At 50.9% G+C, this 21,481-nt stretch carries 25 protein-coding genes; 15 read left to right on the top strand and 10 right to left on the bottom strand.

Going from position 1 to position 21,481, the window contains the following annotated elements; all coding sequences use genetic code 11:
- Position 1: 1 nt before the first annotated feature.
- Entirely contained in the window at positions 2-1,486 is a 1,485-nt protein-coding gene (locus LKE53_06350) for a C69 family dipeptidase (protein ID MCH3972365.1), read from the top strand.
- 197 nt (positions 1,487-1,683) lie between these two features.
- On the opposite strand, the gene LKE53_06345 is transcribed toward LKE53_06350, so the two are convergent.
- Positions 1,684-2,415 (bottom strand): MerR family transcriptional regulator, encoded by a 732-nt coding sequence (locus LKE53_06345; protein ID MCH3972364.1) that lies wholly within the window; start codon positions 2,413-2,415, stop codon positions 1,684-1,686.
- 64 nt (positions 2,416-2,479) lie between these two features.
- Here LKE53_06345 and LKE53_06340 point away from each other — a divergent pair, with 64 nt between their 5' ends.
- Positions 2,480-2,671: a hypothetical protein gene (locus LKE53_06340; protein ID MCH3972363.1), complete on the top strand. Its 192-nt coding sequence runs from the start codon at positions 2,480-2,482 to the stop codon at positions 2,669-2,671.
- On the opposite strand, the gene LKE53_06335 is transcribed toward LKE53_06340, so the two are convergent.
- From LKE53_06335 to LKE53_06320, 4 genes are all read right to left on the bottom strand, one after another.
- The gene (locus tag LKE53_06335) at positions 2,668-2,928 is read right to left on the bottom strand and encodes an ATP-binding protein (protein MCH3972362.1); all 261 of its coding nucleotides are present in this window, start codon (positions 2,926-2,928) and stop codon (positions 2,668-2,670) included. The genes LKE53_06340 and LKE53_06335 overlap by 4 nt on opposite strands.
- Positions 2,912-3,136 carry a hypothetical protein gene (locus LKE53_06330; GenBank protein MCH3972361.1) on the bottom strand — a complete coding sequence of 75 codons (225 nt, stop codon included), beginning with the start codon at positions 3,134-3,136 and terminating at the stop codon, positions 2,912-2,914. Before LKE53_06330 ends, LKE53_06335 begins: the two co-directional genes overlap by 17 nt.
- A gap of 8 nt (positions 3,137-3,144) precedes the next feature.
- A complete protein-coding gene (locus LKE53_06325; protein MCH3972360.1) occupies positions 3,145-3,468 on the bottom strand; it encodes a hypothetical protein in 324 nt (107 codons plus the stop codon).
- A gap of 129 nt (positions 3,469-3,597) precedes the next feature.
- Positions 3,598-4,062, bottom strand: coding sequence for a response regulator transcription factor (locus LKE53_06320; GenBank protein ID MCH3972359.1), 465 nt, complete (start codon positions 4,060-4,062; stop codon positions 3,598-3,600).
- A gap of 241 nt (positions 4,063-4,303) precedes the next feature.
- On the opposite strand from LKE53_06320, the gene LKE53_06315 reads away from it, so the two are divergent.
- The 3 genes from LKE53_06315 to LKE53_06305 all read left to right on the top strand — a co-directional run bounded on the left by LKE53_06315 (position 4,304) and on the right by LKE53_06305 (position 5,585).
- Entirely contained in the window at positions 4,304-4,495 is a 192-nt protein-coding gene (locus LKE53_06315; GenBank protein ID MCH3972358.1) for a hypothetical protein, read from the top strand.
- An 88-nt stretch (positions 4,496-4,583) separates the two neighbouring features.
- Positions 4,584-4,997, top strand: a complete 414-nt coding sequence (locus tag LKE53_06310) for a hypothetical protein (protein MCH3972357.1) — start codon at positions 4,584-4,586, stop codon at positions 4,995-4,997.
- A gap of 297 nt (positions 4,998-5,294) precedes the next feature.
- Positions 5,295-5,585, top strand: coding sequence for an HAD-IA family hydrolase (locus tag LKE53_06305; GenBank protein MCH3972356.1), 291 nt, complete (start codon positions 5,295-5,297; stop codon positions 5,583-5,585).
- A gap of 129 nt (positions 5,586-5,714) precedes the next feature.
- On the opposite strand, the gene LKE53_06300 is transcribed toward LKE53_06305, so the two are convergent.
- From LKE53_06300 to LKE53_06290, 3 genes are all read right to left on the bottom strand, one after another.
- Positions 5,715-6,746: an aromatic acid exporter family protein gene (locus LKE53_06300; GenBank protein ID MCH3972355.1), complete on the bottom strand. Its 1,032-nt coding sequence runs from the start codon at positions 6,744-6,746 to the stop codon at positions 5,715-5,717.
- Between the two features lie 61 nt (positions 6,747-6,807).
- On the bottom strand, positions 6,808-7,209 hold the full coding sequence (mscL, locus tag LKE53_06295; protein MCH3972354.1) for a large-conductance mechanosensitive channel protein MscL: 402 nt from the start codon (positions 7,207-7,209) through the stop codon (positions 6,808-6,810).
- Between the two features lie 86 nt (positions 7,210-7,295).
- Positions 7,296-7,652, bottom strand: coding sequence for a DUF4186 domain-containing protein (locus LKE53_06290; protein ID MCH3972353.1), 357 nt, complete (start codon positions 7,650-7,652; stop codon positions 7,296-7,298).
- A 120-nt stretch (positions 7,653-7,772) separates the two neighbouring features.
- On the opposite strand from LKE53_06290, the gene LKE53_06285 reads away from it, so the two are divergent.
- The 7 genes from LKE53_06285 (at position 7,773) to LKE53_06255 (ending at position 17,116) form a co-directional block, all read left to right on the top strand.
- The gene (locus LKE53_06285) at positions 7,773-8,315 is read left to right on the top strand and encodes a flavodoxin family protein (GenBank protein ID MCH3972352.1); all 543 of its coding nucleotides are present in this window, start codon (positions 7,773-7,775) and stop codon (positions 8,313-8,315) included.
- A gap of 152 nt (positions 8,316-8,467) precedes the next feature.
- Positions 8,468-8,737 carry a hypothetical protein gene (locus tag LKE53_06280; protein ID MCH3972351.1) on the top strand — a complete coding sequence of 90 codons (270 nt, stop codon included), beginning with the start codon at positions 8,468-8,470 and terminating at the stop codon, positions 8,735-8,737.
- A gap of 311 nt (positions 8,738-9,048) precedes the next feature.
- Positions 9,049-10,548 (top strand): radical SAM protein, encoded by a 1,500-nt coding sequence (locus tag LKE53_06275; GenBank protein MCH3972350.1) that lies wholly within the window; start codon positions 9,049-9,051, stop codon positions 10,546-10,548.
- A gap of 195 nt (positions 10,549-10,743) precedes the next feature.
- Positions 10,744-14,502: a phosphoribosylformylglycinamidine synthase gene (locus tag LKE53_06270; protein MCH3972349.1), complete on the top strand. Its 3,759-nt coding sequence runs from the start codon at positions 10,744-10,746 to the stop codon at positions 14,500-14,502.
- Complete coding sequence (gene alr, locus LKE53_06265) at positions 14,495-15,685, top strand: alanine racemase (protein ID MCH3972348.1); 1,191 nt, start codon at positions 14,495-14,497, stop codon at positions 15,683-15,685. The genes LKE53_06270 and alr overlap by 8 nt, the downstream gene beginning before the upstream one ends.
- 200 nt (positions 15,686-15,885) lie before the next feature.
- A complete protein-coding gene (locus LKE53_06260) occupies positions 15,886-16,644 on the top strand; it encodes an alpha/beta hydrolase-fold protein (GenBank protein ID MCH3972347.1) in 759 nt (252 codons plus the stop codon).
- A gap of 34 nt (positions 16,645-16,678) precedes the next feature.
- Positions 16,679-17,116: a GNAT family N-acetyltransferase gene (locus LKE53_06255; protein ID MCH3972346.1), complete on the top strand. Its 438-nt coding sequence runs from the start codon at positions 16,679-16,681 to the stop codon at positions 17,114-17,116.
- A gap of 15 nt (positions 17,117-17,131) precedes the next feature.
- Here LKE53_06255 and LKE53_06250 read toward each other — a convergent pair whose 3' ends face one another.
- Together LKE53_06250 and LKE53_06245 are read right to left on the bottom strand one after the other, a co-directional pair.
- Positions 17,132-17,533 carry an Rrf2 family transcriptional regulator gene (locus tag LKE53_06250; GenBank protein MCH3972345.1) on the bottom strand — a complete coding sequence of 134 codons (402 nt, stop codon included), beginning with the start codon at positions 17,531-17,533 and terminating at the stop codon, positions 17,132-17,134.
- Positions 17,530-17,967 carry an Rrf2 family transcriptional regulator gene (locus LKE53_06245; GenBank protein MCH3972344.1) on the bottom strand — a complete coding sequence of 146 codons (438 nt, stop codon included), beginning with the start codon at positions 17,965-17,967 and terminating at the stop codon, positions 17,530-17,532. Before LKE53_06245 ends, LKE53_06250 begins: the two co-directional genes overlap by 4 nt.
- Before the next feature lie 275 nt (positions 17,968-18,242).
- On the opposite strand from LKE53_06245, the gene LKE53_06240 reads away from it, so the two are divergent.
- Genes LKE53_06240 through LKE53_06230 form a run of 3 tightly spaced genes read left to right on the top strand, consistent with a single transcriptional unit; the run spans position 18,243 to position 21,431 of the window.
- On the top strand, positions 18,243-18,923 hold the full coding sequence (locus LKE53_06240) for a response regulator transcription factor (GenBank protein ID MCH3972343.1): 681 nt from the start codon (positions 18,243-18,245) through the stop codon (positions 18,921-18,923).
- Positions 18,910-20,475: a HAMP domain-containing histidine kinase gene (locus tag LKE53_06235; protein ID MCH3972342.1), complete on the top strand. Its 1,566-nt coding sequence runs from the start codon at positions 18,910-18,912 to the stop codon at positions 20,473-20,475. Before LKE53_06240 ends, LKE53_06235 begins: the two co-directional genes overlap by 14 nt.
- On the top strand, positions 20,472-21,431 hold the full coding sequence (locus tag LKE53_06230; GenBank protein MCH3972341.1) for an NAD(P)H-dependent glycerol-3-phosphate dehydrogenase: 960 nt from the start codon (positions 20,472-20,474) through the stop codon (positions 21,429-21,431). Before LKE53_06235 ends, LKE53_06230 begins: the two co-directional genes overlap by 4 nt.
- The last annotated feature ends 50 nt before the right edge of the window (positions 21,432-21,481 follow it).

Here is a 21,481-nt window from a genome sequence, read left to right as displayed (position 1 = left end):
TATGGCTTGTACAACGATTTTAGTCGGGAAAAAAGCTTCCTATGATGGTTCCACTATGATTGCACGAAATGATGACTCTGGCTCGGGCCATTTTACCTCAAAAAAGTTTGTAACCATTTCTCCTGAAGAACAGCCTGCAGTTTATAAATCTGTACTTTCTCATGTAGAGATAAAACTGCCGCAGAACCCCATGCGCTTTACAGCAGTGCCAAATGCCGTCGAGGGCGAGGGCATTTGGGCGGCCAGCGGTGTAAATGAAGAAAACGTTGGCATGACTGCTACAGAAACTATTACTTCAAATTCCAGAGTACTGGGAGCGGATCCGCTGGTAGAGTATCAGCCGGCGCAGAGCGGGCAGCATGAAACAGTGGGCGGCATCGGCGAAGAAGACATCGTTTATATTGTGCTTCCATATATTCACAGTGCCCGTGAGGGCGTCGAAAGACTGGGCGGTCTGCTCGAAAAGTACGGCACCTATGAGATGAACGGCATTGCTTTTCAGGATATCAATGAAATCTGGTGGCTGGAAACCATCGGCGGTCATCACTGGATTGCCAGAAAAGTGCCGGACGATGTTTATGTTGTCATGCCAAACCAGCTGGGAATCGACCAATTTGACTTGGAAGATGCGCTTACGGAAAAGAAAAACTACATGTGTTCTGCGGATTTGGGGCAGTTCATTGAAAAAAACCATTTGGATTTATCACAGGACGGCAGACTGAATCCACGCGATGCTTTCGGCAGCCACGATGATGCGGACCATGTATACAATACGCCGCGTGCCTGGTTTATGCTGCGGTATTTTAATCCCCGCACCAAAGTGTGGGATGGCCCGAATGCAGAGTTCACACCGTTTTCCGATGACTTGCCCTGGTGCATGGTACCGGAAAAGAAGATTGCACCGGAGGACGTGAAGTACGCGCTGTCTTCGCATTATCAGGGAACGCCGTACGACCCCTATGAGGGCCACGGCAGCCCCGAGCAGAAAGGCATCTTTCGCCCAATCGGCATTAACCGCAACGACTTTGTCGCTTTGATTCAGCTGCGTCCGGACGTTCCGGCAGAGTTCTGTGCAGTTGAGTGGCTTGCCTTTGCTTCCAATGCCTTCAACACAATGGTGCCTTTCTATGCGAATATACATACGACACCGGCATACCTTGCCAATACCACGCAAGAGGTTTCAACTGACAATTTCTACTGGTGCAGCCGTATGATTGCTGCCATGGCAGATGCGTCTTACGGAAAATCTGTGTTCCATATTGAGCGCTATCAACTTGCTGTGCAGTCCAAAGGAAATGCGCTGATTGACCAATACGATGACAAGCTTCGGCAGGAAACAGACAGCGCAAAGCGCGCGGCTCTGCGGGAAGAGGGCAATCAGAAAATTGCAGATATGCTGAAAGAAGAAACTGCGGATACTTTGGGCAAGGTCCTTTTTGAGCTGAGCAGCCAGATGAAGAACGCTTATTCCCGGTCAGACGCTTAATGAAGCTCTGCGCGCAATGTATACGCATTTGTGTAGCAGGTACAAATAATATAATATAGAAACCAATAAAGAGCAGGCCTTCTGCCGCAAAATGAAACTGCAGCAGAAGGCCTGTCTTTTGTTTTATAAGAGATGCAGGAAGTTGTGGGCAAGGTCAAAAGAAAAACATTTGTATCAAAAATAGTGAAAATTAAATTTTAGTTGCTTTTGCAATAAAAGCAAATTGCTTCTGCTGTAAAAGCAGCGGTGCCTGCACCGCCGGCTTGGTCAATACTGTCGGTAAATGCGCCGCTGCAGGCGTACATTTGTCCTAGGCCAGAAAGCATTTCTGTAGTGCAGTCGTAATAGTTTTCGGTAATATAGCTTTGTAGCTTTTGCACCTGTGCCTGTGCTGCAGGAGAAGAGGGGAGGGAGCCCTTTAGCTTCCCAAATTCCTGGAAGAAAAGCATTAGGCCCGCACCCATAGCATTTTCCGTTTCTGAGGACCTCCCTTTGCTTTTGCTCTCAAATTGTTTGTAGGCTGCCGTACTGCCCCATTTCTCTTTCGCCTGTTTTTTGTAAGCATCCATTTTTTCTGTAGTGAAAGCTGAAAAATCCATTGCTTTATCTCCCATCGCTTTTAATCCACGCGTAAAGGTGATCAGGTTTTCCAGGTGTTCTTTTTTAAGCTGCAGCAAAGTAAGCTGCTGCTCGACAGCCAGCTTTCGGTCAAAATTCGGGCTGTCTAAAATCTGCTTAATTTCCTTTAGCGGAAATTCCAGTTCACGGAACAGCAGAATTTGGCCAAGACGCGCCAGCGCTGCATCGTCATACAGCCGGTAGCCCGCGTCTGTGTACTGTGTTGGGCGCAGAAGCCCAATCGTGTCATAATACTGCAGCATGCGTATACTCACGCCGGTCAGTTTATGTACTTCATTTACGGTTTTCATGCGGTCACCTCTTTCGTGTAAAGATAGCATAAACGGTAACGTCGCGTAAGAGTCAATAGGATATTTGAAATTTTCGGGTATGGAAACGGTTATTCGGGTGACGGTCGGATCGGTCAATCTAAACTGCGTGCTGTTTGGTAGAATCAACTACAAAATCGGCGAATCGATTGCGGTCGGGTTTAAAGATGACAAATATCCCCTGTTTGATGCACAGACAGGAGAACGCATTGCTTTGGGTAGAATTGAAGCAATTTAGCAGGGCCTTTGCAATAAAAGCGGCTGCTGTGTTTCGCTTTGCTGTAACAGCGGGAACTGTATTGTGAAGGTGCTGCCGGAATGCAGCCGGCTCTTTACTGTAATTTTGCCGCCGAGTTCATTTATCAGGCCTTTTGTAATGGCAAGTCCCAGGCCGGAGCCGCCGCGCTTTGTATTCCTGGATTTTTCCACACGGTAAAAGCGCTCAAATATATGCGGAATTTCTGATTCGGCAATGCCGTTATCCTGCACCTGCATAAACAGACTGCGGCCCATCTGTTTTGGCCGAAAGGGAAACGGCCCCGCCGGCGGCAAAGAACAGCTTTCGCACAAACAGCAGCTTTGGGTACTCTTTCAGCGGCAGAACAGTGCATAGGACAACATATTCTTCAGAGCTTTGCTGTATCGGGTAAAAGACATTCATGCTGTATTGGCCGTTCTGTGTAGAGATAGACTGGAAAATCACCTGTCCCTTTAGTGTGACATTGCTGATTGGAAAAGACAGCGCAGGTGCTTTTTGCCCAGATGAATCTGAATCGGCCAGCAGTGTGCCATCGGTGAAAAGAAGCAGACACGACATTTGCCCATAGAAGCCAGCTGAGAGGCGGATTTATCAGATACAGTACTGTTTCCCGCACGCTTTGCCTGCTGCAGCAGATAGGCATTCATAAACTGCATGAGGTGGCCGGACTGATTCTGTACACTGTTCAAATAGAACGAGGTTCCCCAAACAGACAGAGCAATCAGCAGAATAAATGTACAGACAGATGTGCAGATAAATAAAGCAAAGTGTTTCATGATTATCCTCCGCCAAAAAGTTTTGGCTTTTGTGCCTGCGGCAGGTCTGCCTGCCGCTTTTTATTTGTGAGAAAAGGCCACGCTCTGCAGTTTAAACAGAGCGGAACCCCAACAAAGCCCATAGGGGTCTTATGACTTTTCGGGAATTACCAGCTTGTAGCCAAGGCCTCGAACTGTCATAAAATACTGTTCGCCGATTTTTCTTCGCAGATTCAGCATATGAATATTGATAGAACCGATTTCAATGGACATGCTTTCGCTCAGTGCTGAGACCAAGGTTTCCCGTGTAATGACATGCCCGACGTTTTCTGCCATATATTTTAAGATTTGATACTCAGTCAATGTTAAATTCACGGATTTGCCGTCCACACTGACCAAGTGGGCAGACGGCTCAATTTTTAGCCCGCCAACCCGGATAGTTTCGTCTTCCGGCATATCCTGTTCTACCCGCCTGAGGTGGGCATTAATCCGTGCCCTCAGTTCACGGATACCAAAAGGTTTTGTCATGTAATCATCGGCACCTACGCCAAGGCCGATTACTTTGCCGGTTTCTTCACTTTTTGCCGAAAGAATGATAATCGGCACCCGCTTCATAATCCGGTTTTCCGCAGCTTTCTGCAGGTTTCCAGACCGTCCATATCCGGCATCATGATATCCAGCAGAATCAGGTCAGGCCGCACGGACACCCCTTTGCCCTGTAGGCACAGGCAAAAGTTTTTGCTTTCAACAATTTGGGTACAGCTACTTACAATAACTGCTGAGACTTTGTCTACAAAGACGTTCATCCGCTGTTTATGGGTGTCAACCCAAGCCGGTTGGCAAGAACTTTTTGTATATGCTGACAGAGAGCAAATACTGTGACATGATGAAGTCTGCTTTTGATGCTCTTTCCAGTGATAAGAAAGCTTATTTCCAGAAAACAGTTGATTCTGTTGCCGGCGAGGCCTCTACTTTGGGCCTGATCTCTGCAAATGCAAAGTGTTCCCTTGCATGGATTAAGCTGTGGTGCCAGCAGTACAACAAATAGACCGATGACGGACCTATCTGCACAGAGCTTGTCACAAAGTCCGCTGCAAACCAGTGCGCACTGCTGGTAAACTCTAAGTCCCGCTCTGTTGAGAAATCCGCAAGCTCCCTCTAAAAAGAATGTCACGATTGCCCCATACCAGAGCAATTACAAGGGCATTGGCGGCTATTCCTACAAGCATTACCTTCAGGTGCTCAAAACTTCTCCGCTTCCGTGGACAGCCTGCGCATTTATCGCTTATATGACGACAGACAAAGAGGGCTACGTTGCATGGGGCAAAGATATGGGCAGCTATTGCACAAATCCGAGCATTATGCAGGACCACTCCAAAGACGGTTATGTCAAGGGCGTAAATACCTTTGCGGTAAAGAATGATAAGCCTTTCAGCTGGTGGGCTTCTGATACTGGCGGACGTCTTGTTGTAGAAGACCCCACTTACTGTGCAAAAGTTTCCGGTCAAATGAGTGACTGGATTGACACCAGCATTGGCGGCAAGGGCTGATAAAGACCAGCAAATAAAAAGGCATGAACTGATTGCCGCTGCATAAAGCGCGCTTTCCTTTGCGCAGTTTTGGAGGAAGTATGGAGCAAGTAGCAACACCAGAAGCCAAGTAAATTCAGAGTGGGCTTAAACAAGGTGCTTACCTACTTATCCAAGCCGCAGAACCTTGTGCTGCTCATACTTGGCATTGTTTTATCAATTACGACCATCGGGCCAATCATTTCCATTATTGCAGATACCGTGACAGTACATATCGGTTCGGTAGACTCTGCGAATACAGGGCTTCTCACAAACTGGATTGACTTGTTTACGGGCAGCCTGCGCACAGTGTTTGATGCAGTTGTAGACGGCACGGAAATTCAGCACTCAAAACCAGACCCGGAAGTCTTTCTCACAGCGGCAAAAAAGCTCCATGAAAAGCTGGAAAACTGCATTGTGGTGGAGGACGCCGCTGCGGGAATTGAGGCTGCAAAAAAGGCAAATATGACGGCTGTTGCCGTCAGTGATGCAAGGCATTCAGTCCTTGCGGATTATTGCGTAGATGATATTGCAGAAGTGGCTGCTATTGCACGCAGCTTATGCCCCTAAGGAAGTAACGCATACATGGTTCTTGGGTATCCAAAAAGAATAGACCGGCGCTTATAAAGGTCCCGCGCAATGTAGTGCGGCATCACCTATAGGCGTCGGCCTTTTTTACTTTTTATGTATATGCAAAACTCATTCCGGATGAGAGTCCCGCCAATAGCGCTGCTGCTGCTTTTCGGTTAGGCCGGCAACAAATTTCTGCTTTTCATCGGTTATTTCCTGCAGCTGTGTGTAAACAGAAAGCAAAATGGTCAGGTCCAGAAATTCCTCTGTGGATTTTGGCAGGGGAGACTGCTCCAGTGCCTGCTTGACCTGCTGCAGGTTTTCCAGGCAGGTGTCCAGCGGGTGTTCGATATGTACGGATGAAGCGAGCCCGCGCATACAGGCGGCCAACTGCCGACTGACTGCAGAAGGCATGCGGAATTTTTGCAAATCTTGCCAGATTTCCCGCAGCAGGGCATATTCGGTTTCCCGCAGATTCATATAGTCCATGTAGTACCCGGCATGAGAAGCTAAGTTGTTGTTTGCGTACACAATGGCGTGCCGGCTGCCCAGTTTAATATGGTCAGAAAGGCTGTCCAGCAGAGCGTCCCCACTTTCGGTACAGGAAAGCCCCTCCAGCCGGTCTGCAAACAGCTCAAACAGATGCTTCAATTCTTCTTCCAGTTGGCTGCGCTCCTGCAAAAAGTCCTGTTCACGGTTTGGCAGCCAGCGGTTCACTGCAAAAGCAACGATCATGCCGATGAGGATGCGCTTGGTTTCGTTCAGCAGAAGTGCACCGGTAAATGGTTGCTGCTGAATGAATAAATGCACCGCAATAACAATATTGATAGAAATCGTGCTGCGCCAGCCCAAAAGCATGCTCAGCATAATCACGACAAAGGCAGTAAAGGCAAAAGGACCTGCGCCGATACCGAAAAGCCGGTCTGCCAGCAGTGCAATTAAAACAGTGTAGCCAAAGGAAATAAGGCGGCGCGCTGCTGTCATCAAAGTGTCGCGGTTGGTTGTTTCAATTCCCAGCAGGGCGATGATGCCGGTAGAGGCTGCAAATTTCACCCCGAGCAGGGTGGCAATCAGAATAGAAACAGTTACCCCGATAAACAGCCGGAACGCGAGCCGCAGCGTATCTTGATTCAGGCAAAGGCGCTCTTTCTTTGTTTTCATATTTTCATCTCTTTCTATTTTGGGCGGGGTACAGAAAAGGTAGAACACGGCCGCGCGCTGCTTATTTTTGGTCCTGTTCTTTCAGCAGATCACGGATTTCTGCCAGCAGCAGCTCCTCTTTTGTGGGAGCAACTTCCTTTTTCTCTTCTTCGGCCGGGTGGCGCAGCCTGCTCAGGCGGTTGATGACTTTGACAATGAAGAAAATAGAAAGCGAAATCAGCAGGAAGTTAAACACTGCCTGCAGAAAAGCGCCATAGGTCAGCACTGCGCTGCCGCCCAGCGAAAGGGAAAGACTTGAAAAGTTTACTTTGCCGGTCAAAAGACCTAAAAGCGGCATAATAATATCTTTTACAAGAGAATTGACAATGGCACTGAAAGCAGTGCCGATGACCACGCCGACTGCCATGTCAATGACACTGCCGCGCATTGCAAATTCCTTAAATTCCTGAAAGAACTTTTTCATAAAGCGGTACTCTCCTTTTTTGAAAGCTTTCTTTCATTATTAAGGAAACCGCAGCAAAAAGCAACCTTTTTCTGACAAAAAGCGCACTAAGTTTTCATCTGCCGGTCAATCCACGCCATCAGCAGGTTCACAATTTTCTCCTGCTGTGCGGGCGTCAGTTCGCGGCCCTTTGGCACGCGGTACCATTTTTGCAGGCAGCCCCGGCAGCAGCAGGCGCAGGCGTGCTGCGCCAGAAAGATCGGGTGGCCGTGCATCGGCGTCTGCTTTCCATCGTTTGGAATGACGGCCGGCGCCAAATGCTGACGGATAAAATCCTGCGCATGGCGGCGAATCGTATCCATGCCTTTTTGGTGCACGTATTCTTTGTCTTTCGGTCCCAGATGAAATCTGGACCGGAATTTTGAAGCCTGCAGCTTCTGCAGAGCCTGGTCAATCGTCTGCAAGAGCGTTCCCTCCTTTTGAATTCTGTATCTCTCAGTGTACCACAACGGCACGCCGGCGGATTTGTTTTTGTCGCGCAAATGTGCTAAACTTGACAGAAAACACAAAAGGAAGCTGACACAATGAAAGTAGTTGCAGTATTGGGCAGTGCAAATGAAAACGGAAATTCTTCGACACTTGCAAAAGAACTTTTGCGCGGTGCAGCAGCGGCTGGCCACGAGACGGTTGTTTATGAAGTGAATAAAATGAATCTTAGCGGCTGCCAGGGCTGCGGCTTCTGCCGCAGAAACGGAACCAACTGCCGGATTCAGGACGATATGACTGCGTACTGGAAAGACCTGCAGGAATGTGGCGCGCTGATTCTCAGCAGTCCCAATTATTATTCGCAGGTGACCGGCCCTATGATTACATTTATGAATCGGCACTACTGCCTTTCCACCGCGGACGGCACCTGCCGCCTGCATGCGGGAATTAAGCTTTTTGGTATCTTTGCTCAGGGCAACACCAACAAAGAAGCCTATATGCCGCAGTACAACTGGTACCTCAGCGTTTTTCAGGGCAGGGGAATGGTGTTGGCGGATACGCTGGTATGTGCAGGCGAGCAAAAACTGACCGCCGGCAGTCCGCTGATGCAGCGTGCTTTTGCGGATGGCAAGGCGCTCTAAAAAGCAGCCTGCTGTTACTAAAAAAGTACTAAAAAAGAGGGCGCTTCTGCCGCAGAGACTTTTGGCGGAGCGCTTTTTTGTATTTATATATTTTAAGTGGAAATTTAAGCTGCTGCAGCGGTGATCCTCTGCAGCAGAAAGGAAGCGGCAATATGAATTCTGCATCTGTTTCGCCGGAACGCATGGTTTTGCTGGTTGGCATTGTTTTGGTGCTGACGCTGCTGACAGAGCTTGTGCGCTTTGCGGTTTACCGCAAAAAAATACACTTTACCTGCCCCAAATGCCAGCATGTCTTTAAGCCCAGACTCGGCAATTTCCTGTGCTCGGGCGCGTCTAACACCGCCTCGGCTGGCAGAATGCTGACCTGCCCCAAGTGCGGCGTACGCTCATATATGGAGCCGGAAAAGGACTGCCTTTCGTGATAATTCTCTTTTTCCCACCGCACGGCAGACGGGTTTTTTCAGTAAATGTTTTACAGCAGAAGAGAATATATGGATTGCGCCGGCAAACGATAAAGTAACTATAAAAGCAGAGTGTGACAATTTCAGAGATTTGTCATACTTTAAGACTTTATTTTCAGGTTGTCTAAGGACAAATGCGTGTTTCATTCCTATAATGAAGCCAAGATAAGGTGTGCGGCACCGCCGCGCCATGCTGCACAGTGCTTTTCAGGGGAGTGCAGCATTCAGCCCGTTTATTTATTGTATTATTGTTTTTTAGGAGGATATGAATCATGGCAGATGCAGGTTTGAAAGAACAGCTTCAAAAGTTTGGCATTAAAAAAGCTTTAAGCTATTTGGGAAAGGACCCCGATAAAAATATCCCAAAACTGCTGAATATGATCGACAAGTTTGATAAAGGCGACATGTACTTGGGCCAGCGCAAAATGTTCCACCGCTTTGTTGACAACCCCGACAACAACTGGTACCAGCTGATCAAAAAGCTGTGGGACGTTGTAGATACCCATGTGCTGCAGACTGTGTTTTCAAACTTCATTGTCAATGCAACGCTTATCGGCGGCAAAAAGCAGGACGCTATCCGCAAAAAGTATGGCTGCAATGTGCCGTTTACCATTCTGCTTGACCCGACAAGTGCTTGCAACCTGCACTGCACCGGCTGCTGGGCTGCTGAGTACGGCAATAAGCTGAACCTCTCTTTTGAGGAAATTGACGACATTATCAACCAGGGCACCGCAATGGGCACTTATATGTACATTTACACAGGCGGCGAGCCGCTGGTGCGCAAAGATGACCTGATTAAGATCTGCGAAAAGCACAGCGACTGTGTCTTCCTCTGCTTTACCAATGCAACCCTTATTGATGATAAGTTTGCTGAGGATCTGCTGCGTGTTGGCAACTTTGTGCCGGCTATCAGCGTAGAGGGCAGCGAAGAGACCACCGATGCCCGCCGCGGCAAAGGTACCTTTAAGAAAGTTATGCGCGGCATGGATATTCTGCGCAAGCACAAGCTGCCGTTTGGCGTTTCCTGCTGCTACACCAGCCAGAATGTCGATGCTGTCAGCGACGAGAAGTTCTTTGACTGGCTGATTGACCAGGGCGCTCTGTTTGCTTGGTTCTTTACCTATATGCCAGTTGGCGTTAAAGCACCGACCAGCCTGATGGTTCCTGCCGATAAGCGTGAACTGATGTATCATCAGGTACGTAAATTCCGCAATACCAAGCAGCTCTTTACACTTGACTTCTTCCTTGACGGCGAGTATGTCTATGGCTGCATTGCCGGCGGCCGCTACTACCTGCATATCAACGCAAACGGCGATATTGACCCCTGCGTGTTTATTCATTACAGCGATTCTAATATTCATGACAAGACTCTGCTTGAGGCTTACTGCAGCCCGCTGTTCATGGAATATCACAAGAATCAGCCGTACAACGAAAACATGCTGCGTCCGTGCCCGCTGCTGGATAACCCCTACCGTTTGGAGGATGTTGTCAAAAAGTCCGGCGCGCACTCTACCGATTTGGAAGAAAAAGAAGACGTGCATGAGCTCTGTGCAAAGTGTGAGGCACAGGCAAAGGCTTGGAAGCCGGTTGCCGACCGTCTGTGGGTCAGCAGCGAGGGCAACAAGCACGGCCTCGGCTGTGAAAACACGATTCTGCCTGAAAACCGCATTGACCACAGCAAGACCCGCCTGATGCGCGATGTTATTCAGGAAGATATCGAGGAAGACAACGCAAAGATTGCAGCAAAAAAAACTGCTGAAGCAAAGAAATAAATTATATTGAAAGGTCCCTGCTGCAAAAGCAGGGGCCTTTTTGCGGATAATGGCCTTTTGCAGCTGTGCTTTTTCGTGCAAAAGAAAAGCAATCTGCTCTTTCCTTGCGGGATATTTTATGATAAAATTGAAAAGCACGTAAAATAAAGCGGATTTTTTGCAATCGGCCGGGAAACCGGCAGAACGGGGGAAACGATGTCTAACGTAAGCAGAGTTTTTGTGGAAAAGAAGCCCAGCTTCGACGTGGAGGCGCAGCATATTCGGGAAGACCTGGTGCAGAACCTTGGGCTTTCCAGCATTACTGCGCTGCGGCTGATCAACCGCTACGATGTGTCCGGCCTGTCAGAAGCGGAATTTGCAAAAGCGCGCGATACCATTTTGTCAGAGCCAAACCAGGATATTGTTTATGAGGAGACCTGCCCGCTTGCGGGGTGGCAGGCATTTGCTATGGAGTATCTGCCCGGCCAGTACGACCAGCGGGCCGACAGCGCTGCCCAGTGTGTGCAGCTTTTGACCCAGGGCGAGCGCCCACAGGTCGTTACAGCAAAAATTGTTGCGGTACAGGGAAATCTCACTGCGGATGAGATGGAACAAATGGAAAACTACCTGATTAACCCGGTAGAGAGCCGTCTTGCCTCTATGGAAAAACCCGAGACGCTGGAGATGCGCGTACAGCGCCCGGCCAACGTAAAGCGGGTAGAGGGCTTTACCAAATGGAATGACGGGGAAATGCGCGCCTATTTTGATAAAATGGGTTTCGCCATGACCTTGGAAGATCTTCTCTTTGTGCGAGATTACTTTAAAGAGCAGGAACAGCGCGACCCTTCGGTTACGGAGCTGCGCGTCATTGATACTTACTGGAGCGACCACTGCCGCCATACCACTTTCAGCACACGCTTAAAAGACATTCAGGTAGCACAGAGCGCTGTCAGCGGCGTCATTGAGCAGTCTTTGCAGGCGTATTATGATGTACGGAACGAGGTTTACGGCAAAGACAGCAAGCGCGCTGTTTCTTTGATGGATATGGCAGTCATTGGTATGAAAGTGCTGAAAAAGCGCGGCCTGATTCCCAATCTGGACCAGAGCGAAGAAATCAACGCCTGCTCCATTGAGGTGCCGGTCACAATTGACGGAAAAACAGAGCCGTGGCTGGTGCAGTTTAAAAACGAAACGCACAACCACCCGACTGAAATCGAGCCTTTCGGCGGCGCGGCAACCTGCTTGGGCGGCGCAATTCGCGACCCGCTTTCCGGGCGCGCTTATGTCTATCAGGCCATGCGTGTTACTGGCAGCGGCGACCCGCGTGTCCCTGTGGAAAAGACACTGAAAGGCAAACTGCCCACCAGAAAAATCACGACCGGTGCGGCGCACGGCTATTCCTCCTACGGTAACCAGGTAGGCCTTGCCACTGGCCAGGTGCAGGAGCTCTATGACCCCGGCTATGTCGCAAAGCGGCTGGAAATCGGTGCGGTTATCGGCGCCTCTCCCAAAGCAAACGTTGTGCGTGAAGAGCCGCTTCCCGGCGATATCATCGTACTTTTGGGCGGTGCAACCGGCCGTGACGGCATTGGCGGTGCGACTGGTTCCAGTAAAGCACATACCGAAGAAAGTGTAGAGGACTGCGGCGCAGAAGTGCAGAAAGGCAACCCGCCCACTGAGCGCAAGATTCAGCGGATGTTCCGCAATGTGGATGTTGCCCATATGATTAAACGCTGCAATGACTTTGGTGCTGGCGGTGTCAGCGTTGCTATCGGCGAGCTGGCCCCGGGTCTGCGTATCAATTTGGATAAGGTACCGAAAAAATACGAAGGCCTTGACGGTACTGAATTGTCTATTTCTGAGAGCCAGGAGCGCATGGCGGTTGTGCTGGACCCCAAAAATGTCGATTCCTTTATTGCCGCAGCAGATAAAGAAAACCTTGCCGCCACAGCTGTAGCGGTTGTCACAGAAGAGCCGCGCCTGCGCATGTTCTGGCGCGGAGACGAAGTCGTCAGCATCACGCGCGCGTTTTTGGATACCAACGGCGTCACGCAGGAAACCAATGTCGAGATTGCGCCGGTCGACCCGCAGCAGAATTACCGGGAGCAGGTGCCGGCCTGTCTTGCGGACAAGCCGCTTGACACAGCTTTCCGCGACAATCTGTCCCGGTTGGAAGTATGTTGCCAAAAGGGCCTTTCCGAGCGTTTTGATTCCTCTATCGGCGCGGCAACCGTATTGATGCCTTTTGCAGGCTGCTACCAACTGACGCCGGAAGAGGGCATGGCAGCAAAGATTCCGACCGCTGGCAAGACCGACGATGCAACTGCTATGGCGTACGGTTTTATTCCGGGCATTTCCAAATGGAGTCCGTTCCATGGGGCTGCGTGGGCTGTGACCGAGAGCCTTTCCAAGCTGTGTGCAATGGGTGCAGACCCGCTGAAAGCCCGCCTGACTTTCCAGGAATACTTTGAGCGCATGACCGAGGATCCGAAGCGCTGGGGCAAGCCCACGGCGGCCATGCTGGGCGCTTTGGCGGCACAGCTGGGCCTTGGCCTGCCGGCAATCGGCGGCAAAGACAGTATGAGCGGCACTTTTGAAAAATTGGATGTTCCGCCGACCTTAGTCAGTTTTGCGGTCACGATGACCAAGGCGAGCAAAACACTGTCTGCTGTCTTAAAAGGCGCCGGACATGATCTGGTCGCGTTCCCACTGCCGGTAAATGAGAAAACGCTGCTGCCTGACTGGGAGGCACTGAAAGAATACTATCAGACAATCACCAAAATGATGCAGGACGGCGCGGTTCTCTCTGCGGCGGTTGTCAAAGAGGGCGGTGTCGCTGCCACTGTGGCAAAGATGGCGTTTGGCAATCAAATCGGCGTTTCCTTTGACCGCAATATGGAAGATGCCAAGGAGCTCTTTGCGCCGCGCTGCGGTACGCTGGTTTTGGAACTTGCCGGCGGCTCAGCTTTTCCGAAAGAAGCGGTCGCGGTCGGCCGTACCATTGAGGCACCGGAAATCGTTTTGGCCGGCAGCCGGATGCCACTGAAAGACCTTGCTGCGGCATGGTGCGGTACACTGGAACCCGTTTTCCCAAGCAAAGCTGCAGCAGTTCCGGTTTCCCACGAAATTCCGCTGTACAGTGAGCGCAACAGTAAAGCGCCGGCTGTTAAGGCGGCAAAACCGCGTGTGTTCATTCCGGTATTTCCGGGTACAAACTGTGAGTACGACAGCGCAAAGGCTTTTGAAAACGCCGGCGCCGAAGCTGACGTACTGGTTGTGCGCAACCTGACGCCTGCTGCAATTGAAGAAACAATCGATGCAATGGCCAAAGCTATTTCGCAGTGCCAAATTATTATGCTGCCGGGCGGCTTTTCCGGCGGCGATGAACCAGATGGCTCCGGTAAATTCATTGCGACTACTTTCCGCAGCCCCAAAGTTGCCGAAGAGGTGCAGCGCCTGCTTGAGCAGCGCGACGGACTGATGCTTGGTATCTGCAACGGTTTCCAGGCCCTCATTAAGTTGGGACTGGTTCCCTATGGTAAAATTACGGAACCGAGCGAAAAGGCACCGACGCTTACGTTTAATACCCTTGGCCGCCACGTTTCCCGCATGGTATATACGCGCGTGACCAGCGTCAAGTCACCATGGTTTGCGGCAGTACAGCCGGGGCAGATTTTTGCAGTACCGGTGTCGCACGGCGAGGGCCGCTTTGTCGCGAGCGATGAAGTGCTGCAGTCCTTAATTGCCGGCGGTCAGGTCGCAACACAGTATGTCACGCCCAGCGGCATTCCCAGCGGCGATATCGAGTGGAATCCCAACGGCTCTGTATGTGCCATCGAGGGCATTACCAGCCCGGACGGCCGTATTTTGGGCAAAATGGGCCACAGCGAGCGTCACGGCACGAATTTATATGAAAACGTTCCTGGTGAGAAAGATCAGAAACTGTTTGAATCGGGTGTAAAGTACTTTGAATAATTCTCTAAAACGCACTTGGGCCGAAATTGACCTGGATGCGGCAGCTCATAATTATCAGGCAATCCGCGGGGCTCTGCACCCCGGCGTAAAAATGTGCTGTGTTGTCAAAGCAGATGCTTATGGCCACGGCGCAGAGCAGCTTGCGCATTTGTACGAGCGCTTGGGTGCCCAGTGGCTGGCGGTTTCTAATCTGGAGGAAGCAATTCAGATCCGCGCCTGCGGGGTGGGCCTGCCAATCCTCATTTTGGGGTACACGCCGCCTACTGAGGCGAAAAGACTCTCTGAGCTGAAAATTGCCCAGGCAATTCTTTCTCAGAAATACGCGGAAGAACTGAATGCGCAGGCACAGCGGGCAGGTGTGCGGGTGCTGGCGCATATCAAACTGGATACCGGCATGAGCCGCATTGGTTTTGTGTATCAGGACCCGCAGCGTGACGTGAAGTCTTTAGAGCAGATCGCGCAGGTCTGCGCACTGCCGGGCTTGCTGCCGCAGGGCATTTTCACCCATTTTGCGGTTGCCGATGAGGGAGCGGACGGCGAAGCCTTTACCCGCCGGCAGTATGCCTGCTTTACAGATGGCATTCAAAAGCTGCAGGAAAAGGGCATTCAGTTCCGCATACGCCACTGCGACAATTCCGCCGGGCTGATGGACTATCCCGAATTTCAGTTGGATATGTGCCGCCCGGGTGTCATTCTGTATGGCATGATGCCTTCCGGGAAAATGCGTACAAAACTTGACCTGCAGCGTGTGATGCGCCTGAAGAGTGTGGTTTCTTTGGTAAAGACCTTGCCGGCAGGTACGCCGCTGAGCTATGGCTGCACCTACCGTACACAGCGGGAAACAAAGGTTGCAACGGTGCCTGTCGGCTATGCAGACGGCTACCCACGCATGCTTTCGGGCAAAGTTGATGTGCTGATTCGCGGCAAACGTGCCCGCAGCCTTGGGCGTATCTGCATGGACCAGATGATGGTCGATGTAACGGATATTCCGGATGTACAAGAAGAAGATATCGTTACGCTGATTGGCACCGACGGCGATGAAACCGTCACGGCGGATGAGCTGGCCGGCCTGATCGGCACTATCAATTACGAAATTACTTGTGATATCAGCAAGCGCGTACCGCGTATTTACTACAAAAACGGTCGCGCGGTTGCCGAGATGAATTTGATTTGCGGGAACTGATGGTTCCCTAAAAAAGTAAAGCCGCTTGTCTTTGGCTGTCTGTCAGCCTGAGAAGAGCGGCTTTTGTGTATACAGAAAGCATTGCTTTTGGAAGCATGACGGACGATAAAAATGGAGGATAAAATGAAAACTTTGCGTACGGTTCGGCTGCAAAAGAGGCACGGCGGGGCACAGCGGAAAAACTGCCGCGTGTTGAGTGAATGAGCGGGCAGGGAAAAGGTACGCTGCGGAAGCTGCCCTGCGGCGGGCGCAGCGTGATGTTTTATCAGCCGCCAGGGCCGGTCCCTGCAGGCGGTTTTCCGCTTGCTTTCCTTTGTACAGGAGAAGACTTTTGGCAGGAGCTGCCGCCGCTTCTGCCGCAGCTCGAAAAGGCTTTTGCAGGCGAATGCCGGCCATTCTGTATGGCTGGTGTACAGCCGGTTGAGTGGACACGTGACTTTGCGCCGTGGTCCGCGCCGGCGCTCAGCTGCAAAAGCGGACCCTTTGCGGGCGGTGCCGCAGATTTTTTTGTTTTTCTCACACAGCAGGCGATGCCGCTGATTCGGGCGGCCTTTCCGGTTTCGGTACAGCCGGCAGATACCGCATTGGCCGGGTATTCATTGGGCGGCATGGCAGCCTTGTGGCAGGCGGCACAGGACCCGCTTGTTGGCAAGTGCGCCAGTGTTTCTGGTTCCCTTTGGTATGACGGCTTTTCTGAGTGGCTTTGCGGCCGCCGTGCAGGTCTTCAAGGGAAAGAAATCTACCTTTCCCTTGGAAAGAGTGAGGAAAAGGTGCGCAATGAGCGCATGAGGCAGGTCGGTGTGTGCACGCGCTGCACTGCGGCGCTGCTGCAAGAACAGGCGGCGCGCTTTGTGCTGGAGTGGAACGATGGCGGCCACTTTCACGAAGTGACGCCGCGTCAGCTGCGCGCACTGCAGTGGCTGTTTGCCGAAGACACGTCCAGCAAAATACAAAAATAAAAATGCGATAAAAACGCAGACAAGGAAAAAACAAATGGAAATGCATGTAAAACAGTTTTCAGAATTATCCTGTACTGAATTGTACGAAATCATGCGCGTACGCGTTGCGGTCTTTGTGGTCGAGCAAAATTGCCCTTATCAGGACTTAGACGGTATAGATGCCGGCGCCTATCATGTGTTCTTACAGGAAAACGAAAAAATTCTTGCTTACCTGCGGGTGTTTGCAGAAGAAGACAAGCACAGTACTGCCAGAATCGGCCGCGTGCTCACTGCACAGCGCGGCACCGGCCTTGGCGCCAAAATTTTGGAAGTGGGGATAAAGACCGCAAAAGGAAAGCTCTGTGCGCAAAAAATTGTACTTGCAGCACAGAGCTATGCAAAAGGTTTTTATGAAAAGGCGGGCTTTCGCCAAACCTCTGCGGAATTTTTAGAAGACGGTATTCCTCATGTGCAGATGCTGCTGCAAATCTAGAAATGTCGTGCAGGGCTACTGCTTCCGCTGGCTGTCATACAGTTCCTGCAGGGTCGTTTCGCGCAGAATCTGCTCTACTTTCTGGTCAATGTCGTCCCAGACGTGGACGGTTAGATAGCTGCGGATAGGCGGCATTTCGGGTTCTTTGTCAGTTACCGAAAGGTCGCCTTCCAGTACATTCAGCACATCGTAAGCGGTAATCTCTTTTGCCGGCCGTGCAAGGCGGTAACCTCCTTGTGCGCCTGTTTCACTGCGGACCAGCTGAGCATGTTTCATCTGGGAAAAAATGCTTTCCAGATAATTGAGAGAGAGGTTTTCCTGTTGAGCAATGGCAGAAAGCGAAACCAGCTTGCCACCGTTTTGCACCAGCCGCAGCATAGCGCGCAGGCCATAGCGCCCTTTTGTAGAAATTTTCACGGCTTTGCTGCCTCCTCTTCCGACAAAAATCCATTTTTCAGGCTTTCCAGAGTCAAGCTGTCCAACGTGGTGGAAATCGCGTTGGAAATGCGAATCCACAGCGGGCGGGTCACACACACAGCAAGGCGGTTTCCCGCGCACTGCGTGGGGTCGTCGACGCACCTCACAGGTGCAATGGCCCCGTCAATTGAGCGCACAATCATGCCGGCAGTGATTTTATTCAGCGGCTTTGCAGGCAGAAAGCCGCCGCGGCTGCCGCGCAGTGTGACAACCAATCCGGCCTTTTTCAGCAGGAAAAAAATTTGCTCCAGGTATGCTGTAGAGATGTCTGTCTTTTTAGAGATTTCTTTAATCGGTACCGGCCGGCCATTTCCGTAGGCCGCTAGGTACAGCATTCCCTCCAGGGCATAGCGGCTGCGCGTAGAGAGTTTCATAGGTTTCCTTCTTTCGGGGAATACAGCTGTGCGCATGAAAATGCACAGTGAAAAGATAATATTTATAATATATCATAGTCGATTTTTCGGTGCGGCGCAAGCTTTTTTGCTTTTTCATCAAACGCTGGCGCCCTTTTCACGAACTGTTCACGAGAACGGGGTAAACTGTTTCTTATAAAGGGTGTTTCGGCCCGAAAAAAGAAAATTGCAGTCGGCGTGCGGCTGCGCTATACTAAAGAGGAAGATTGGCCGCAGCCATGGGGAGGAATTGCAGAATGTACCGCATTTTAGTAGTAGATGATGAAGAAAAAATCCGCCTGCTCATCCGCAAATACGCAGAATTTGAGGGCTACTCTGTTGTAGAGGCCGGTGATGGCATGGAGGCCGTGCAGATTTGCCGCAGCCACCCGCGCGACTTTGACCTGATTATTATGGACGTTATGATGCCGGAATTAGACGGCTTTTCGGCAGTCAAAGAGATTCGCAAAGTCTGCCAGGCGCCTGTGCTTATGCTTTCGGCGCGTGGGGAAGAGTACGACAAAATTCACGGCTTTGAGCTTGGCATAGATGACTATGTCGTCAAACCTTTTTCGCCAAAAGAGCTGATGATGCGTGTCAGTGCCATTATCAAGCGTGCCGGCTCTGTGCGCAGCCCGCAGAAAAAAGAAGTTTCTTTTGAGGGGCTTTCTATCAACTTTACCGGCAGAATTGTGACCATAGACGGCAAGAAAACTGACCTTTCCCCTAAGGAGTACGACCTGCTGTTTTACATGGTGACCAACCGAAACATTGCCCTTACCCGCGAGCAGCTGATCACCAATGTCTGGGGCTATGACTTTTACGGCGATGACCGTACCCTGGACACACACATCAAGCTGCTGCGTAAAAGCCTTGGACCATATGCGAAATTTATTGTGACACTCAGAGGGGTGGGGTATCGCTTTGAAGCAAACTAAGTCAAAAGAACAGCAGCCCGCCGCGCCGGCCGCCGCCCCCAAGCGCCGCCGGCACTTTTCGTTTCATCAGCTGCTGGTGTCATGGAAAAACGTGAGCATTAAGTGGCGCATTTTCAGCGTGTTTGTTGTCTTTACCATTGTGGTTTTGGCGGTGCTGTGGCTGTTTCAAACCGTTTTGTTCGATAATTTTTACGAGAGTACAAAACGCCGCGAGCTGCAGCGCGCCACCGATACCATTCAGAAAAATCTGTACAATCCGCAGCTCAATGACGTAATTGAGCAGACCGCACGCAACGGGCAGATTTATGCCGTGGGGGTGCGCTCTGACGGAACCGTAATTTTCAGCAGTGATTTTTCTCCAAATCGCTTTTCTGGTTTTATCAGCGAGCACCTGCTGCAGATTTTGCAGACAACCATTAATGAGGGCGGCAGCCACTATGAGGTAATCAGCGGGCGCAACTCAAAGCTGGCAAATGGCGACCGCGAACTGGTGTATGCGACAGTAAAAAACGACAGCGGCGGCAATACTTACATGATTTTTCTGTATACGATTTTAACCCCGATGGATGCGACCATCAATACAATCCGTACACAGTTTGTGTGGCTTACTCTGATTCTGCTGGGAACGGGTGCTCTGCTGGCACTGTACCTTTCCCGGCATATCAGCAGGCCGATTATCAAGATTACCGGGACCGCGCAGGAGCTTGCCACCGGCGACTATGACGTGACCTTTAATGAGCAGGGGTACCGAGAAATTGCGCAGCTGGGACATACGCTGAATTATGCTGCGCACGAACTTGGCAAAGTAGAGCACCTGCAGCGCGACTTGGTCGCAAATATCAGCCATGACCTGCGCACGCCGCTGACCATGATTTCCGGTTATGCAGAAATTATGCGGGACCTGCCGGGTGAAAATACACCGGAAAATGTGCAGATTATTATTGATGAGGCTAACCGCCTGACTTCCCTTGTAAACGATACACTGGACCTGAGCAAGCTGCAGTCCGGCACACAGAAAGTGGAAAAGACAGAATTCGATTTGACAGAAACCATTCGGCATATTCTGCACCGCTACGATAAAATGACCGATTATGTTCTCACTTTCGATGCGGACCGCGAGGTGCTGGTGTATGCGGATGAGCTGAAAATTTCGCAGGTTGTGTATAATTTAATCAATAATGCAATTACCTATACTGGTAAGGATCGGCGGGTCATGTTGCGCCAGGTAATCGACGGACAGCAGGTAAAAATTGAAGTGACCGACACCGGCGAGGGCATTCCGGAAGATAAACTAAAGGATATTTGGAAACGATACTATAAAGTGGACAAAGAACACAAGCGTGCGCAGATTGGCACCGGCCTGGGCCTTTCCATTGTCAAAACAATTTTGGATATGCATGACGGCACTTACGGTGTGCGCAGCGCGGTCGGAAAAGGCAGCACGTTTTGGTTTTCACTGACGATTCGGCAGCAGCTGCCGCTGTCAAAACCGCAAAAGCGCCTGCCGGAGCAGCAGGAGCAGACGAAAGCGGAGGAGGATCAGAAGAAATGAAAGTTACAGTATGCGGCTGCGGGCGCTGGGGGACGTTTCTTGCATGGTATGCCGCTGTACAGTGCGGTCACGAGGTCACGCTTTACGGGCGGGAAAGTTCCGCGCACTTTGCACAACTTTGCAAAACACGGACCAACGGAATGGTGACTCTGCCAAAAGAACTGAAACTAGAGAGCAATCTGCAGCAGGCACTGAAAGAAGCGCAAGATGTCATTGTGTCTGTCGGCGCGCAGAACTTGCGCAGTTTCCTGCAGTCCATTTCCCAAAAAGCTGCCGCTGGGAAGACTTGGGTACTGTGCATGAAGGGCATTGAGGCTTCTACCGGTCTGCGGCTGACGCAGGTCGTGCGTGAGACCCTGCCAAAGGTAGATCTTGCCGTTTGGGTAGGGCCGGGCCATGTACAGGACTTTTTGAAGGGCATACCGAACTGCATGGTCATTGACAGCGACACGCAGCGGGTAAAAGAGCAGGTGGTCAGGGACTTTTCCAGTCCGCTGATTCGCTTTTATTATGGCAGTGATCTGTTGGGTAATGAGGTCGGTGCCGCTGCAAAAAATGTTATTGGCATTGCTGCGGGCATGCTGGATGGCCTGCAGAAAACAGCGCTGAAAGGTGCCTTGATGAGCCGCGGCACGCGCGAGGTCGCCCGGCTTATCCACGCGATGGGCGGGGAAGAAAGGACCGCCTATGGTTTGGCCCATTTGGGTGACTACGAGGCAACTGTCTTTAGCCGCTACAGCCATAACCGGCAGTTCGGAGAGGACTTTGTATGCGGGGTCCCTTACGGCAAGCTTGCCGAGGGGGTGCCAACGGTAACCGCACTGCTGCGTCTGGGAAAAGAGTATGAAGTGGACCTTCCTATCTGCCGGGCGGTCGATTCCGTTATCAATGGCGGAGAAGATGCAAATGAAGTCTTGAGTGGCCTTTTCCTGCGCTCACTAAAAATGGAATTTTAGTGTATTCCACTGCTTGACAAAAGCTTCTTTATTCTTTATGATAGAGGATA

This window comes from Oscillospiraceae bacterium, from assembly GCA_022483045.1.
In the GTDB taxonomy this organism is placed as follows: Bacteria; Bacillota; Clostridia; order Oscillospirales; family Acutalibacteraceae; genus Caproicibacterium.
This window is presented reverse-complemented; position numbering and strand designations above follow the sequence as displayed.